Here is a 13,611-nt window from a genome sequence, read left to right on the forward strand (position 1 = left end):
CGTTTGCAAGGGCGGTGTAGGCCGTTTGCACGAACAGCGTTTGCGCGTAACGGCTCAGGAGCTTTCGCATCGGCCGGCTTTCGACCATGGCCGCGAACAAGTGCTCATTCCTGATCCTGTGACCGCTCCCATCCACTTGCATGAACACTTTGAAGGGTGCTTGATCGTCTTCAAAGAGACTGTTCGGAGGCGTCATTCCTTCCCGGCCGAAAATGCCCACTTCGACGGTCTCTCCAGAGGGCGAAACAGCCATGATCGAGCCAATGCCGGACTCGGGAAAGTAGCTATAGTCTTGAGGCTGATCCGGCTCAGAAAGCACTGTCAAACGCGGCAGGTATGCGGGTTCCAAATTCTTTAGCAATCGTTCGCGGTCGCTGTCTTCGAGAAGGTTGAGAATCCTATTGAACATTGCTTCTCCGTGCGGGCCCTATCACCAAATACCTCGGTCCGTAGAGGCCGCGCGGTCTCCTGAATCACATTTACCCACTTGGTGCGAAGCTCCTTTCTATCCGGTAGGCTTCCGACATTGGAACACGGCAATCTCTTGTTTGTTCCATGGCTCCTAGCCATTCAAATGGCTCGCGAGTCCTAAAGCATTGATCAAGGGCGCCGTCCCGGCGTAATGCTGCGTCGATCCGGTCCATGATTTCTATCCGCTGGGAAGGTCGACGATACCAAAATCGACGACGACCTTCGCCTGCGCGCATCTGTTCGAGTCTGGCGACGACGTCGATGGATGAAGTCGTGGATATGTCCCGTGTCACCGTTGCGGAAGTAGTACCATTCCAACAGGGGAAACTCGACAGGTCCAAGTACTACAAAATCGGCTTGCCGCCAGTGACAGCGATCGTCGCACCCGACACGTAGCTGGACAGCGGATCGGCCAGCATCACGTAGGCCGTCGCAAGCTCTGCCGGCTGACCGGGGCGCTGCATTGGAACCTGCTTTCCGAAGTTCTTGATAGCTTCTTCGGGCATCGTCGAGGGAATGAGCGGAGTCCAGATCGGGCCGGGGGCAACCGCGTTTGCGCGGATGCCCTTGTCAGCCAGCATCTGAGCGAGACCCGCCGTGAAGTTCTGGATCGCGCCCTTCGTCGTCGCGTAGGCGAGCAGGTGGGGGCTCGGGCTGTCAGCATTGATGGACGCCGTGTTGATGATGGCGCTGCCCGGCTTCATGTGCTGGACGGCGGCCTTTGTCAGATAGAACATCGCGTGGATATTGACACGGAATGTAAGCTCCCATTCCTCATCGCTGATGTCACCGATATCCTGAAAGCTCGCCTGATGCGCCGCGTTATTGACAAGGATGTCGATGCCGCCAAATTCCGCAACAGCGGTGTCGACGATCTTGCGGCAATGCTCCGCGTTCTGGATGTCTCCGGAGACGAGCACGGCCTTGCGGCCCTCCTTCTCTATCCAGGATCTCGTCTCTTGCGCGTCGTCATCTTCGTTGAGATAGGACACGAGCACATCGGCGCCCTCGCGGGCGAAGGCGATGGCGACGGCCCGGCCGATGCCACTATCCGCTCCGGTGATGATCGCCTTCTGTCCTGCAAGTCGACCGGATCCCCGGTAACTCTGCTCTCCATGGTCGGGAATGGGCGACATTGCATTCGTGCTGCCGGGCATAGGCTGCTTGGGCGTGCTGAATGGCGGGGTCGGATAGCTGGTCATCGTCGGCTCCTTGTTTGGAATCATCTCGGTTGTCATCCAAAACCTGTGAGCCGGTTCGTGGTTCCGTACCTCGGTCGAGCTCCCAACGCGACTGGGTTTGTAGCTGGAAACTGGAACAGTCGTTAGCGCCGCGCCGTAGCAGAGGACGGCCTTTCTTCGGGCCAGCAGGGCGCGATGAACGGTTCCGTCAGGTGCCGGGCTCAGCGAATGTTATCGATCGAGTTCCCATGCAGGAGATCAGCCGGGAAAGTGCGATCGGCGAGGAAGGGCGGCTAGGCCAGAGGGAGCGCGATAGCCCCGGGGATGAACAGCGCGATTGCATAGATTTTCATCGCCGTCACCTACGTCTCTCGGGGTTGATCTAGGCCGGATCCGCGGCTACCTGACCCTGTCGTTTTGCCACCGCCGCTGCGTACAGCGTCCGCGCGGCATTGCGCACCTCGTCCTGTATGCCGTGATCTTGCTCGTATGCCACATGGTTTGTGGCATACGGTTCCCAATAACCGATATACCGGTCGATTTCGGCCAGCGTTCCGGCGGGAACCAGATCCATCGACTTCAGCCAATCCGAAAGGCCGCGCCGAACGTTTTCCGTTTCCTCGGGAAAACCGCCGGCCGGCAAGATGCCGGGGATAGTTCCAGCCCTTCATCTCTATTTCTTTCGCCTCCTTGGCGTGCTTACCATGCGTCGTGGTCGGATCGGGATTGCCACCGTCGGCGCAGACCAGACGATCGATCATCAGCTTGAGGGCGAGGAAGTCTGATACCAGTTGACCGGAGTCACGATCATGACGCCATGGGCCTCGACCCACATCGGGTAAATGTCGTTCATCCAGTCGTGGATTTGACCCAGCGAGTAGTTCGGATAGCACGAGCAGGGCCAGTGGCAGAGCGCCGCCGAGGTGGAAAGGCATGCCTTGCATGGTGGATTTGCTGGCCGTATTCAGACGCGATGCGGCTGAGGTCGAGAATCTCGACCTTGACGCGCGGATTCTGCTCGAGCACGGCCTTGGCGATCTCCATCATCCTGAAGATCTTCGAAATCTCGCCGGGCAGGTGTGCTCGCTTCGGGATGAACCGCTGCGCAGCGGCAAGGACACGAGGAGAAGCGCTTTGCGGTCGCGCTGTTTCGAGACGGGCATCGCCACGCGGAACTTTGGGGGCTTCTCGCGCTTAGTTTAGGAGAACGTTCCCAAATCGGGGGTGAGTAAGCGGGAAGCGCATCCTCGTGAGAACCGTTGCTACCGCAATTGCATCCTGCTGAAGTGGAGTCACCCATGCTCAGTCGTCCGCGCACCAAGCTCTCGGGTATTGCTGCCTTCCTTGTCGTGGTGGGCGGCGTACTCGTCGCGCTGAAGGGCACACATGACCCCCTGACAGACAGGTCAGCGGAGAATGAACGGGAGGCTGGCCGCGGCAGGGACGCAAACGTCCCCGAGGCGATACCTGTGAAAGGGCTACGCGATGTCTTTTGGCGGGTGGTTCACGAAGTCAGCGATGATCGTGTGACACTCATCGCGGCTGGGGTGACGTTCTACCTCTTGTTGGCTCTGTTTCCCTCGTTGTCGGCTCTCGTCGCGCTCTATGGGCTGATCGCCGATCCGGTCACCATGGCTGACCACCTGCAGGAGCTCTCAGGCGTGCTTCCGCCGGGCGCCTTCGATCTCATCGCCGATCGCATCAAGAGCCTCGCCGAAAGCCGCAGCTCGACGCTTGGCATCACCTTCTTCGTGGGCCTTGCTATCGCCCTTTGGAGCACGCATAGCGGCACGCTCGCGGTCTTTGATGCGATGAACGTGGCCTATGAAGAGAGAGAAAAGCGAGGACTGATCAAGCTTAACCTCATAGGGCTGTGCTTCACTCTCGGCGCGATGATTTCTGCCGCCACAATGATAGCGCTGGTCGCCGTCATGCCTGTGGTGCTTTCCTATCTTTGGCTCGACCAGGTCAAGGAGCACATGGCCCTGCTTCTGAGGTGGCCCGTTATGCTCTTGATCGCGGGGGCAGCGACCACCGCTGTATACCGCTTCGGTCCAAGCCGCGAGCCCGCCAAGTTTCGATGGATGACGTGGGGTGCCGCTCTCGTAACCGTCTCGTGGTTTGCAATGTCGCTGGGATTTTCGCTATACCTAAACCACTTCGCCAACTACAACGCGACCTACGGCGCCCTCGGCGCGCTGATCGGCTTCCTGGTGTGGATATGGCTGTCGATCGTCATCCTGATCCTGGGAGGCGAGCTGAACGCGGAACTGGAACACCAGACGGCGAAGGACACCACCACGGGAGCGCCGTTGCCGATGGGGTCGCGCGGAGCCTATGTGGCGGACACCCTTGGTGAGACTGCGGACGAACCCCGTTGACCGGCACGAACGCCGCCTTCGCAGCCATTTTCTCGCGGTCATTTATGCCGGTGCCAGTGTGATGGACTCTTGGGGCCATAGCAATTCATCCATTTTGTTTGGCAGCATGGAACGGATGGAAGCAAACATGCGCGAAGCAAGGCTTATGCTTGGCGAGCTCGCCCATGCTGCCAACCCGAAGGTGAGAGACGGATTTCGTCCCTGACCGCATCGAAAGACTCGAAAAGGTGTAGGTTCCTGTGTTTTTCCTTCTCGTCAAAATTCGTCACGCAATGGGCGATTTTCATAAGTCCTGACCCGTAAGAACGCACGTTGTCGCTCGGGACGGCCGAGGCAGCGCCGGTGCCAAAACCCGGTCGCGGTTATGCTTTTACGTGTGATGCGGCCCAGAGCTCTTGCCATTATTTCGAACCGTTTTGGAAGTGGTAAGTGCCCGCACGCCTGACGCTGGTCTGTCGCCTTTGCCACCGATGTTCCGCTTTCTAGAGCCGTCGGCGCAAAGGCCGGCGGCTCTTTCTTCCTAGTGGGCGGCAGCGTTAGCAACACGATTACCGGCGTTCTGCGTCGCATTGACCGTATTGGCAGTATCTCGCCCTATCCCACGGATAGTATTGCCGCAGGCGGCGAGTGAAAGCAGGATGCAGCATGCGGCCACAATTGTTGTCAGTGTCTTCATCATCTTTCTCCTTTCACCGTACTCAAGGCTGCTCTGTGCCTGCCGAGGATTCGCGCTGATCGCGATCTTCGAGGTCAGTTGCAATAAGGAACGCGTCGGTATGCTCGCGCGCGGCTTCCCTCAGGGCATCCATGTTGGGAAAATCGCCAACCACGATTTCACCTGACTCCCGTTTGATTTCGCGCTTTGCCTCGATCCAGTGGTCCTCATGACGACCGTCAGGTCTTCCTTCTTGCTCCCAAATGGCATAGGCCCGTTTCCGCACTTCGTCTTCATGCACGGGTATAGCTCGTCCTTTATTTTCCTTAATCCCCTCCATCCAATCACCGCCGCCTGCCATGGTCATTATCTCCAATACCGGCGGCTGGTGGTGGCGGACGATCGGCCAAGAAGATAGCCCATGCTGAAGGCCAGCGCTCCAATGCCGAGGATCAGTGTGCTCGCGGTGTGCGGGTGGTCTGCCGCGCCTGCGGCGACAGCATTGGCCTCTCTCTTTATCGCATTGGCTGTGTCAGATGCCACCTTCCGGACGCCTTCGGGTTTCTCAGATGGTGATCCGGTGAAGCCGGCTTCGGGATCGTTCGTCATTGGGTTCTCCTTTCGTGAAAGGAGAACTGCCGGAGAAGGCGTCGGTTCCTCGATATTATTACAATAGGACGCATGCAGATATATGAGTGCCCCGATCGCGAATTCGCTCGGCGGCGGGGTGACTGCCGACTATGATTTGCTACTCACCCATTATGAGATTGAGGCCAAGAGTGGCATCTTCGGCACTGTCGAAGGCTGATGCGCGAGTGTCAGCTGACACCGTTTACTTCCAAGCCAAGAAATGTTCCTTTGTGAATGGTCAAAGCACCGGGAGGTCGCGGCAGGAGGAATAATTCGGGATGCTGTGTCGTCTTGCGCTGATGCCAAGAGGCACATCCCGCTTGGAGGTGCTCACGATGAGTTTTCTGAGAGCTCCGCTCACGATGGGCTTCCGGTCATCGTTTTCTCGGATCGATCGCCGCCGGTTGTGTCGGCGCCTCCACACAGCAAACTGCAATAACGGCGACTAACGGGGGCTACGGCCGCGATCCTGTGCTTCCCGAACCCAAACCGATGCTAATTCCGACAATCAACATCGCCGACGCGACAGGATGCCTTGTGGCGTGAGACCGAGACCAGCGCCGGGCCTGAAAGTGAACGCCTTTGCTGGTAGCCTCGATCACCCGCGCTGGATGCATGTACTGCCGAATAGCCACGTGCTCGTTGCGGAGACAAATGCGCCCACCAAGAAGGAGAGCGGCTTCAGCCTGCGCAAGATTTTCATGGCGGTGGCGATGAAGCGGGCCGGCGCGGCGACGACGAGCGCCAACCGCATCACGCTGCTGCGGGGTACGGACCATGATGGTATCGCTGACCTGCGCACTGCGTTCATTGAGGGTCTCAATTCGCCCTTCGGCATGGCGTTGTTAAACGGCAAGCTCTATGTCGCCCACACCGATGCGATCGTTGCCTACCCTTATTCTCCCGGGCAGATCCGAATAACGGCGCGGCCGCAAAAGGTCATCGATCTACCAGCCGGCGACATCAATCACCGATGGACCAAGGATCTAATTACCGGTCGCGACGGACGGACGCTCTACGTCAGCTTCGGAAAACAGCAATGTCGGCGAAAATGGCATCGCGGCGGAGAAAAGCCGCGCCGCGGTGCTGAAGGTTGATCTCGCTAGCCGGAGAACGCGGGTTTTCGCTTCGGGTTTGCACGACGTCAACCTTGAGACGTGTCGCGAGTGCAAGGGGACAGGAAGGTTCGGACGTTTGTCGGGGTGACGTCTGAGTCAACGACCGGCAAAGGCGTTCTTTGCAGCCGGCGAATTTCGCGTCGCAAGTTGAAGCATTGAGCTTCGTTGACAGCTTGGCTCGTGTCTCACCCGACTGCTTGATTAGCCTTTGACAAGGTCAGGGGATCAGCCCGGGTCACCCTGGGCGGGTTTTGGAAAACCTTGGACGGTAATGGCAAACGGTTCAGCCTCGCGGATGCCTGCTCTTTAAGATAGGCGAGCGAAAGCTCGCGTCGCTCGATCCCGCGTTGATCCCGCTCAAGTTTGCATTCCGCTTGAGCCGCTTTGGCCCAAGCAGGAGTGCGTGCGGCTGGTTTTCCTATGTTCAAAGGGGCTGCGGGCGAGGGGGCCCCGCCGCTTCAATGCACATTGAAGCTGGAACTCGCGAAAATACGGCCGGAGAGGAACGGCTGCATGCATAGAGAGTTAATAAGGTAACCTGGTGTCTTGAGATGGACTATCATGCCCAAGTGGTCGGTGCCGATCGCGTTATTGACCGTATTCTCCGCGGTCGTCGTCGCTTGGTGGCTCAGCGAACCCAACCGGACCTTCGAACCGAACGATCCGGGGCTGACGGATTCAGGTGATCCAGCAAAGGGCCAGATTGTCTTTGCGGCCGGTGATTGTTCGTCCTGTCACGCCACGCCCGGACAGCCTGACCGGCTCCATTTGGGCGGCGGCCTTGCCCTCGCATCACCCTATGGGACTTTCCGCCCCCCAAACATCTCGCCGGATCGCGCCGACGGCATCGGAAATTGGACGGTCGCCGATCTGGCCAATGCCATGATTGAAGGCACTTCACCGCAAGGAAAACATTATTATCCGGTATTTCCCTATCCGAGCTATACAGGCATGTCTTTGCAAGACGTGAAGGACCTGTTCGCCTATCTGCGAACGTTGCCGCCGGTGTCGGGCCGTGCACCTCCGCACGATTTAGCCGCGCTATTTCGCTTCCGGCGCTTTGTCGGCTTTTGGAAGATCTTGTTTTTTCATGAAGGCAAGCTTCAAGCACAGCTCAACGGCAATCCGAGCCACGACCGCGGAGCCTACCTGGCCGAGAGCATCGCCCATTGTGCAGAATGCCACTCCACGCGCAATTACTTCGGCGCAGTCAAACCCGACACGCGATTTGCCGGCGGCGCGGATCCGGAGGGAACAGGTTTCGTTCCCAATATCACGCCGACGAGGATTGGCAGCTGGTCTCAAGGCGAGATCGCCGAGGTGCTCAAGAGCGGCAATACGCCCAACCATGGGCGCGTGGGCTCATCGATGGCCGCCGTCGTGACCAATACAGCCCTGCTGCCGCAAAGCGACAGGGACGCTATCGCGGTCTATATCAAATCACTGCCTGTCCGTCCCACTCCACACCCCTGAGGTCAATGAGCATACAGGTAGGCGGCCAAATCCCGCGCCTCGGCGTCGGATATTCCGGTCTCGGGCATTGCCGTTTTAGGAGAAAAGACGCGGGGCGATACGATCCAGCGGATGAGATCGTCAGGTGTGTTGTTGGCAACGCCGGCGATGTAGACTCGCTCGCGCAGGCCGGACAGATCGCCTCCAACTTTCCCATCTGCACCCGCGACGCCGGGAATGGTATGACAGCCTGCGCATCCGTACTGCCGGAATATTTCCGGCGCGTGGGTGGGATCACCGCGCGTTAGAAGCCGGGCTGTTTCCATCGTTTGTTGCCGGGTCTTTAGGGCTTGAGTAGAAACCGCCGCGACAAGGCCGATGACTGCTCCGCCCAGCAGCGTCACTGCCCAATATCTGTTGGGAAAGTAAATATCCGTCATGTCCACCTCGCCCGGCTGGAATTCAATATCCACGATGCGATGAGACCCAATGCGGCCGCGGCATAGATAGTTCCTGCCGGAATCCACATGACCATTCCGGCCAGTACCTGATCCTCCGGAGGCGTAAGGCCCCAGTCGCCGGCCGCCTGCGTCTGCGCATGATAAAGAACATGCGGCGAAAGCGCGATCAGAGCTCCGAGAAGAGCAGTATGCAGCATGGTGAGAAACACATGCCAAGCGGCGACGCCGAAATCGCTGCGCCAGCGGATCGCCCACCAGAAAAGAACGGCCGTCACGAAAAAACTCAGATGCTGCAGACGATGAAGTGCGACATTCGTCACCGTGGCATCGAACAGGGCAGGGGCGTGCCACCCCCATATCGCCACCCCATGTAGAATGGTGGCAACGGTTCCGCCGGTTAACCCTGTCCAAATTGCTCGAGCCGGCGACGTCCCCATCTTTCCTCCAATCCATCGTCTGATGCCATTCGGCAGTCCCCACAAGAAGACAGCTGCCGGCCGGGCGAGGACGAAAAGCGGCGCTGAGACTGCCATGATGATTTCGTGCTCGATCATATGAAAGGTAAAAAGGTGTTCCCCCAGCCAATGCAGCGGAGACACCAATGCCATGGCCAAGGTGAACCAGCCGGCGGCGAAGCCTATACCGCGCCAAGCCATGGAGAGATGTACTGCGGAGGAACGCTGCCACAGCTTCCACGAACCCATGACGTATAAAGTGCCGGCGACGGCAAGGAGGCAGACGACAAAGGGATCAAAGCTCCACGGCAGATTGCCGGCATGCACTTCCGTGCCATGAGCGGCGGCCTGAGGCGCAGCCGAGAAAAGCAGGATCGATAGGACGATCAGCGTTGGCATGTATCGATCAGCAAGGTTGCGGCGGACTGCATCAGCATGGCGAAAGAAAAGGCCAGGCCAGTGAGCAGGCTCAGACGATTGACAAATAGTGGCGTTCGCGACGCGACAGGCGTTCTCTCCGCAAGAGGGAAAAGTGCCGCCACCACTGTCACAAGGGTGAGCAATATCGAAACGGCCGCCGACAACGGCACGTGCGTCCGGCAGTCGGAATAGGGCAGAATCTGCCCCAGCTGCGTGTTCGCAGCCCAGATAAGGGGTGCTGCAACCAAGCCGCTCAGCCGTATCAGCGATACTACCATAGGCGCGGTATCCAGTAGAGACACAGGTAGAGCGGAACCCATGTCGCCACAACAAAGTTCCAGTACATCGCATTATCCTCAACGTCTCCGTAACGCCGCGGATTGTCGGCATGACGGGTGAACATCAGGCAGGCCAACACCAGGGTATCGATGAGATCCGTGAGAATATGAGTGGTGTGCAGGCCGAGGAGGACCCAGACGATGGAACCGTAAGCGTTGGTATCCCACTTGACGTGCACGGCCGGAAACTCGAAGGCCCGCAGGACCAGAGGGGCGATGCCGAGGAGCACCATGACGATCATGCCGATGCGGACTCTTGCGAGCTGTTTCTGTTTGGCCCAGTGAGAAAGGAGAAGGTTCGGAACAAGGCTGGCAACAAGCAGTGCAGTCAGCGCACTGCCGGGCAGCAGATCCGGCAAAGGGGCATCGATGGGCCATTGGCCGGCGAGGCTTGCCAGGTACAAATAGACGGCGATCACAAGGGCAAATCCGGTTCCCTCGATCAGCATGAATGCCAGCGTCCCCCACCAGGTGAGACTTGCGCTACCCATGCCGGCGAGCGGCAGGTGGGAAACATCGAGAACCGGACGTTCATTCATGACTCGTCCTCCGGCACGCCTTTCGGCCAGAACCAGCCAATCAAGGCTGCTGCAATGGGAATGGATCCCCAGACCACGGCCCAAGGAGAAAACATTGACCAGATCAACATGACTGATGTCGCGAGCGCCGCCAGTAGGGGCCAGATGGAATTGATCGGCGAGGATTCGCGGGCTTCGGGCACGCCCTCGACAACTGTGCTAACGATGAGTTCTCGTCGATCCAGCCGCATGCCGGTGACGACCTTCAATTCGGCAGAATTTGCCCAAAGGGGCTCGCGCGCCTCCACGACCGGAATGCGGCGAAAGTTCCAGGCAGGCGGAGGAGATTGTGTCGCCCATTCCAGCGTCGAAGCATTCCAGGGATTCGGCCCGGCAATCGCGCCGCTGCGCGCGCTACGGATGACGTCGATGATAAACATGAGAAAGCCGCAAGCCAATACAAGCGAGCTCAGGCTGATGAAGAGGTTCAGATTGGCCCACGGCATTTCCGGCTGATAGGTGTATATGCGGCGCGGCATGCCGATGAGCCCGAGGATGTGCATCGGAAAGAACGTGAGATGAAAGCCGACAAAGATCAGCCCGAAGACCCAGCGGCCCAGACGTTCGCTCATCATCCGACCGGTCATCTTGGGAAACCAGTAGTAAACGGCCCCTAACAGGGGAAAGACCGCTCCCCCGATGAGCACGTAATGGAAGTGGGCCACCACGAAGTAGGTGTCATGCACCTGCGTATCGAAGGGAACGGAGGCGACCATCACACCCGTCAGGCCGCCAAGCACGAATGTGACTATGAATCCGATGATAAACAACATCGGTGTTTTGAAGATCGGACGCCCGTCCCAAAGCGTTGCAAGCCAGCAGAAGATCTGAATGCCGGCCGGAATCGCAATGGCCATACTCGAAGCAGTGAAAAAGCTCTCGCCCAGGCGCGGCAGTCCAACCACGAACATGTGATGGACCCATAATCCAAAGGCCAAGATGCCAGTGGCGATCAAAGCCATGACCAAAGCCAGATATCCGAAGGCGGGTCTCTGGGCGAAGGTCGAGATCACCGTCGAGACCATTCCGACGGCAGGCAAAAAGATAATATAGACCTCCGGATGACCGAAAAACCAGAAGAGATGCTGCCAGAGCAGCACATCGCCACCTTCTGCCGGATTGAAGAAATGGGTTCCCACGAGGCGATCTAGAATGAGTGACGAACTCGCCACCATGATTGCCGGCATCGCCATGATGACCAGGAATGACGTTACCAGCATGGACCAGACAAACAGCGGTATGCGATCGAGCGACATGCCGGGCGCACGCTGCTTTAAAACGGTCACCACGATTTCGACGGAGACCGCGAGCGCTGACAACTCGGTGAATGTGATCATCTGCGCCCAGATGTCAGCGCGCTTGCCGGCTCCGTATTCGGGGCCGGAAAGCGGAACGTAAGCGAACCAACCCACATCGGGTCCCGCGTCCAATGCAAATGCCACCCACAGTAAAATGCCGCCCGCAACGAAGATCCAGTAGGAAAAGGCGTTGAGGCGCGGAAAGGCAATGTTGCGGGTTCCTACCATAAGAGGGATCAGATACACCCCCATCGCCTCCATTACCGGCACGGCGAAGAGGAACATCATGTTGGAGCCGTGCATGGTGAATATCTGATTGTACCGGTCCGGGCTGAGGAACCGGGCTTCGGGGGATGCCAGCTGCAAACGCATCGCAAGTGCCAACACGCCGCCAAGAAGAAGAAAAACGAAAGCAGTGACGATGTAGCGGCGGCCGATAATCTTATGGTCAACCGTCGTCAACGCGCCCCAGAAACCGGATGGAGTATTCCAGGTCCGTCGCAGCTGGATATCGATGCTCTCGTCATCGAATTCGCTATCGGTCGGCGGTGCATCATGCTTTGTCATTTAAGGCTTTCCAAGTATGCAGAAACCTTTTGAAGCTCGTCGCTCGAAAGCGTCACCAGCGGCATGTTGTTGCCCGGCTTGAGCGTCTGGGGGTCCGCAATCCAGGCCGCGAGCGCGCCGCGAGTATTTTGCAGCAGCCCGGCTGCAATCGTCTGCCGGCTTCCGACATGCGTCAGATCCGGACCGGTCGTGCCCGACGCCGGCGTCCCACGAACGGCATGACAGGCGGCGCATGGTTTACTCATGAAGATTGCTTCGCCCGCAGCCCCTTCCGGATCCCCAGGCGGCGCGCGGTCGCGCTGCTGCCCCTCCAGCCACCGCCGGTAGTCAGCCTCGCTCTGCGCAACGATCAGTAACGCCATGTGGCTGTGCTGCAGCCCGCAAAATTCAGCGCATTGGCCTCGATAAACACCCGGCCGCTCCGCGTGAATGGTCAATGTATTGGTTCGGCCGGGAATGAGGTCCTGCTTGCCTGCGAGGCTCGGAACCCAAAACGAGTGGATGACGTCGGCGCCTTCCAACTGCAGCCTCACATCCCGGCCTGCCGGAATGTGCAATTCATTTGCCGTCTGAAATTCCGCTCGGGAGATCGGATCGACATAGATGAACTGCCACCACCATTGTTGGCCGCGAATCCGGACCGTCAGGGCGTCCTCCGCCGCCTGGCCAATGGCATGCGTGGTGTAGAAGCTTGCAATCGTCAGTCCGCTGATAATGACCACGGTCGCAACGACTGCTGCGTAGACCGCGCTGCGCATCTTTCGCTCGCGCCGATCGTCGAAGCGCTCACGGTGGATGCGCAAGAGGGCCCGAGCAAGCACGAGCACCACAAGCGACCATACGATGGCGCAGACGATGACGATGAGCAGGATCAGCTGCTTCAAAGCAACGGCAGCTTGGCCTTCGGCGTGGAGTGCGGACTGCATGCCCGTACATGCAGACAGAAGGATCGTTGCGCCAAAGAGGGCAAAAACCGCAGCGCGCTTCAAGGGCTAGTCCCCTGGTCAGGATGCGGGCCGGCGGGTCCCTGGTCGAAAAGGATGGCGGCCGGCGCCCGATTCTCGGCTGGCCGCGTCTGGCTGTCGTCATTGCGGCTGGGCGCGGTGTATTTGGCGGAATAGGCGCCGATGGATTTCACATAGCCCGCAAGCTGCCAAATCTCGTCTATGGTCATCTTGTCGCGGAACGGCGGCATGCCCTGGGGCCGCCCGTCCCTGATCGATGCGACGATCGATACCATTTCCGGCCCGTAGAGCCACCATCCATCCAGAAAGGAAGGACCGGTGCCGCCTCGGCCGTCTCCGTGACAAGCCGGGCAGCCGAACCAGGAATAAAGACGCTTACCCTGGCTCATATCGAAGGCCGTGTTCTCGTAAGGCTTTCCCAGGGCAAAATACACTTCAGGCGGAGCTCCGCTGATCCCGTTCGGCATGAGCCGGATATTTTCCAGCTCCGTTGCGAGGGGGGGATCAAGCCGATACGTTCGCCCCTCGCGACCCCAACCGATGCAGACGCCGACAGCAACGCAGGCCACAAACGCCGCGGCCGGCGCCCAAGTGACAGACAACGCCCGCTTCACCGTAGCCATCGGCTGATCCAATAGGCT

General features: G+C 58.8%; 14 protein-coding genes and 2 pseudogenes. 3 read left to right on the forward strand and 13 right to left on the reverse strand.

Annotation, left to right across the window (positions count from 1 at the left end; all coding sequences use genetic code 11):
* The 3 genes and pseudogenes from ACPYOI_RS22550 to ACPYOI_RS22560 form a co-directional block, all read right to left on the reverse strand.
* Nucleotides 1-409 (reverse strand): cyclic nucleotide-binding domain-containing protein (locus tag ACPYOI_RS22550; protein WP_481423375.1); only part of this gene is annotated, 409 nt, incomplete at its 3' end.
* A gap of 406 nt (nt 410-815) precedes the next feature.
* The gene (locus ACPYOI_RS22555) at nt 816-1,673 is read right to left on the reverse strand and encodes a glucose 1-dehydrogenase (protein WP_481418020.1); all 858 of its coding nucleotides are present in this window, start codon (nt 1,671-1,673) and stop codon (nt 816-818) included.
* A gap of 361 nt (nt 1,674-2,034) precedes the next feature.
* A pseudogene (locus ACPYOI_RS22560) lies at nt 2,035-2,761 on the reverse strand (flavodoxin family protein); the annotation flags it as partial.
* A gap of 189 nt (nt 2,762-2,950) precedes the next feature.
* Here ACPYOI_RS22560 and ACPYOI_RS22565 point away from each other — a divergent pair.
* Nucleotides 2,951-4,033 carry a YihY/virulence factor BrkB family protein gene (locus tag ACPYOI_RS22565; RefSeq protein WP_481423376.1) on the forward strand — a complete coding sequence of 361 codons (1,083 nt, stop codon included), beginning with the start codon at nt 2,951-2,953 and terminating at the stop codon, nt 4,031-4,033.
* A gap of 520 nt (nt 4,034-4,553) precedes the next feature.
* On the opposite strand, the gene ACPYOI_RS22570 is transcribed toward ACPYOI_RS22565, so the two are convergent.
* The 3 genes from ACPYOI_RS22570 to ACPYOI_RS22580 are packed head-to-tail and all read right to left on the reverse strand — an operon-like array spanning nt 4,554 to nt 5,297.
* Complete coding sequence (locus ACPYOI_RS22570; protein ID WP_481418022.1) at nt 4,554-4,709, reverse strand: entericidin domain-containing protein; 156 nt, start codon at nt 4,707-4,709, stop codon at nt 4,554-4,556.
* 22 nt (nt 4,710-4,731) lie between these two features.
* Nucleotides 4,732-5,049 (reverse strand): DUF2934 domain-containing protein, encoded by a 318-nt coding sequence (locus ACPYOI_RS22575; RefSeq protein ID WP_481423377.1) that lies wholly within the window; start codon nt 5,047-5,049, stop codon nt 4,732-4,734.
* A 5-nt stretch (nt 5,050-5,054) separates the two neighbouring features.
* Nucleotides 5,055-5,297, reverse strand: coding sequence for a hypothetical protein (locus ACPYOI_RS22580; RefSeq protein WP_481418024.1), 243 nt, complete (start codon nt 5,295-5,297; stop codon nt 5,055-5,057).
* 414 nt (nt 5,298-5,711) lie between these two features.
* On the opposite strand from ACPYOI_RS22580, the pseudogene ACPYOI_RS22585 reads away from it, so the two are divergent.
* Nucleotides 5,712-6,467 (forward strand): annotated as a pseudogene (locus tag ACPYOI_RS22585) (PQQ-dependent sugar dehydrogenase); the annotation flags it as partial.
* A 530-nt stretch (nt 6,468-6,997) separates the two neighbouring features.
* Nucleotides 6,998-7,909, forward strand: a complete 912-nt coding sequence (locus ACPYOI_RS22590) for a c-type cytochrome (protein WP_481418025.1) — start codon at nt 6,998-7,000, stop codon at nt 7,907-7,909.
* A gap of 2 nt (nt 7,910-7,911) precedes the next feature.
* On the opposite strand, the gene ACPYOI_RS22595 is transcribed toward ACPYOI_RS22590, so the two are convergent.
* Genes ACPYOI_RS22595 through ACPYOI_RS22625 form a run of 7 tightly spaced genes read right to left on the reverse strand, consistent with a single transcriptional unit; the run spans nt 7,912 to nt 13,593 of the window.
* Complete coding sequence (locus ACPYOI_RS22595; protein WP_481423378.1) at nt 7,912-8,328, reverse strand: c-type cytochrome; 417 nt, start codon at nt 8,326-8,328, stop codon at nt 7,912-7,914.
* Complete coding sequence (locus tag ACPYOI_RS22600) at nt 8,325-9,203, reverse strand: cytochrome c oxidase assembly protein (protein ID WP_481418026.1); 879 nt, start codon at nt 9,201-9,203, stop codon at nt 8,325-8,327. The genes ACPYOI_RS22595 and ACPYOI_RS22600 overlap by 4 nt, the downstream gene beginning before the upstream one ends.
* Nucleotides 9,191-9,502, reverse strand: a complete 312-nt coding sequence (locus ACPYOI_RS22605) for a hypothetical protein (protein ID WP_481418027.1) — start codon at nt 9,500-9,502, stop codon at nt 9,191-9,193. The genes ACPYOI_RS22600 and ACPYOI_RS22605 overlap by 13 nt, the downstream gene beginning before the upstream one ends.
* On the reverse strand, nt 9,496-10,101 hold the full coding sequence (locus ACPYOI_RS22610; RefSeq protein WP_481423379.1) for a cytochrome c oxidase subunit 3: 606 nt from the start codon (nt 10,099-10,101) through the stop codon (nt 9,496-9,498). Before ACPYOI_RS22610 ends, ACPYOI_RS22605 begins: the two co-directional genes overlap by 7 nt.
* The gene (gene ctaD, locus ACPYOI_RS22615; RefSeq protein ID WP_481423380.1) at nt 10,098-12,005 is read right to left on the reverse strand and encodes a cytochrome c oxidase subunit I; all 1,908 of its coding nucleotides are present in this window, start codon (nt 12,003-12,005) and stop codon (nt 10,098-10,100) included. The genes ACPYOI_RS22610 and ctaD overlap by 4 nt, the downstream gene beginning before the upstream one ends.
* Entirely contained in the window at nt 12,002-12,931 is a 930-nt protein-coding gene (gene coxB / locus ACPYOI_RS22620) for a cytochrome c oxidase subunit II (protein ID WP_168832373.1), read from the reverse strand. Before coxB ends, ctaD begins: the two co-directional genes overlap by 4 nt.
* A 59-nt stretch (nt 12,932-12,990) precedes the next feature.
* Nucleotides 12,991-13,593, reverse strand: a complete 603-nt coding sequence (locus tag ACPYOI_RS22625; protein WP_481423381.1) for a c-type cytochrome — start codon at nt 13,591-13,593, stop codon at nt 12,991-12,993.
* Nucleotides 13,594-13,611 lie beyond the last annotated feature (18 nt).

This window comes from Rhizobium sp. SVR5-2C (assembly GCF_056755115.1).

What these genes read in the sequence shown, in the direction of transcription:
- ACPYOI_RS22565 (WP_481423376.1), top strand. Translation starts at nt 2,951, where the DNA reads ATGCTCAGTCGTCCGCGCACCAAGCTCTCGGGTATTGCTGCCTTCCTT.
- ACPYOI_RS22610 (WP_481423379.1), bottom strand. Translation starts at nt 10,101, where the DNA reads ATGAATGAACGTCCGGTTCTCGATGTTTCCCACCTGCCGCTCGCCGGC.
- ACPYOI_RS22570 (WP_481418022.1), bottom strand. Translation starts at nt 4,709, where the DNA reads ATGAAGACACTGACAACAATTGTGGCCGCATGCTGCATCCTGCTTTCA.
- ACPYOI_RS22590 (WP_481418025.1), top strand. Translation starts at nt 6,998, where the DNA reads ATGCCCAAGTGGTCGGTGCCGATCGCGTTATTGACCGTATTCTCCGCG.
- ACPYOI_RS22580 (WP_481418024.1), bottom strand. Translation starts at nt 5,297, where the DNA reads ATGACGAACGATCCCGAAGCCGGCTTCACCGGATCACCATCTGAGAAA.
- ACPYOI_RS22625 (WP_481423381.1), bottom strand. Translation starts at nt 13,593, where the DNA reads ATGGCTACGGTGAAGCGGGCGTTGTCTGTCACTTGGGCGCCGGCCGCG.
- coxB (WP_168832373.1), bottom strand. Translation starts at nt 12,931, where the DNA reads ATGCAGTCCGCACTCCACGCCGAAGGCCAAGCTGCCGTTGCTTTGAAG.
- ACPYOI_RS22555 (WP_481418020.1), bottom strand. Translation starts at nt 1,673, where the DNA reads ATGACCAGCTATCCGACCCCGCCATTCAGCACGCCCAAGCAGCCTATG.
- ACPYOI_RS22595 (WP_481423378.1), bottom strand. Translation starts at nt 8,328, where the DNA reads ATGACGGATATTTACTTTCCCAACAGATATTGGGCAGTGACGCTGCTG.
- ctaD (WP_481423380.1), bottom strand. Translation starts at nt 12,005, where the DNA reads ATGACAAAGCATGATGCACCGCCGACCGATAGCGAATTCGATGACGAG.
- ACPYOI_RS22600 (WP_481418026.1), bottom strand. Translation starts at nt 9,203, where the DNA reads ATGCCAACGCTGATCGTCCTATCGATCCTGCTTTTCTCGGCTGCGCCT.
- ACPYOI_RS22605 (WP_481418027.1), bottom strand. Translation starts at nt 9,502, where the DNA reads ATGGTAGTATCGCTGATACGGCTGAGCGGCTTGGTTGCAGCACCCCTT.
- ACPYOI_RS22575 (WP_481423377.1), bottom strand. Translation starts at nt 5,049, where the DNA reads ATGGCAGGCGGCGGTGATTGGATGGAGGGGATTAAGGAAAATAAAGGA.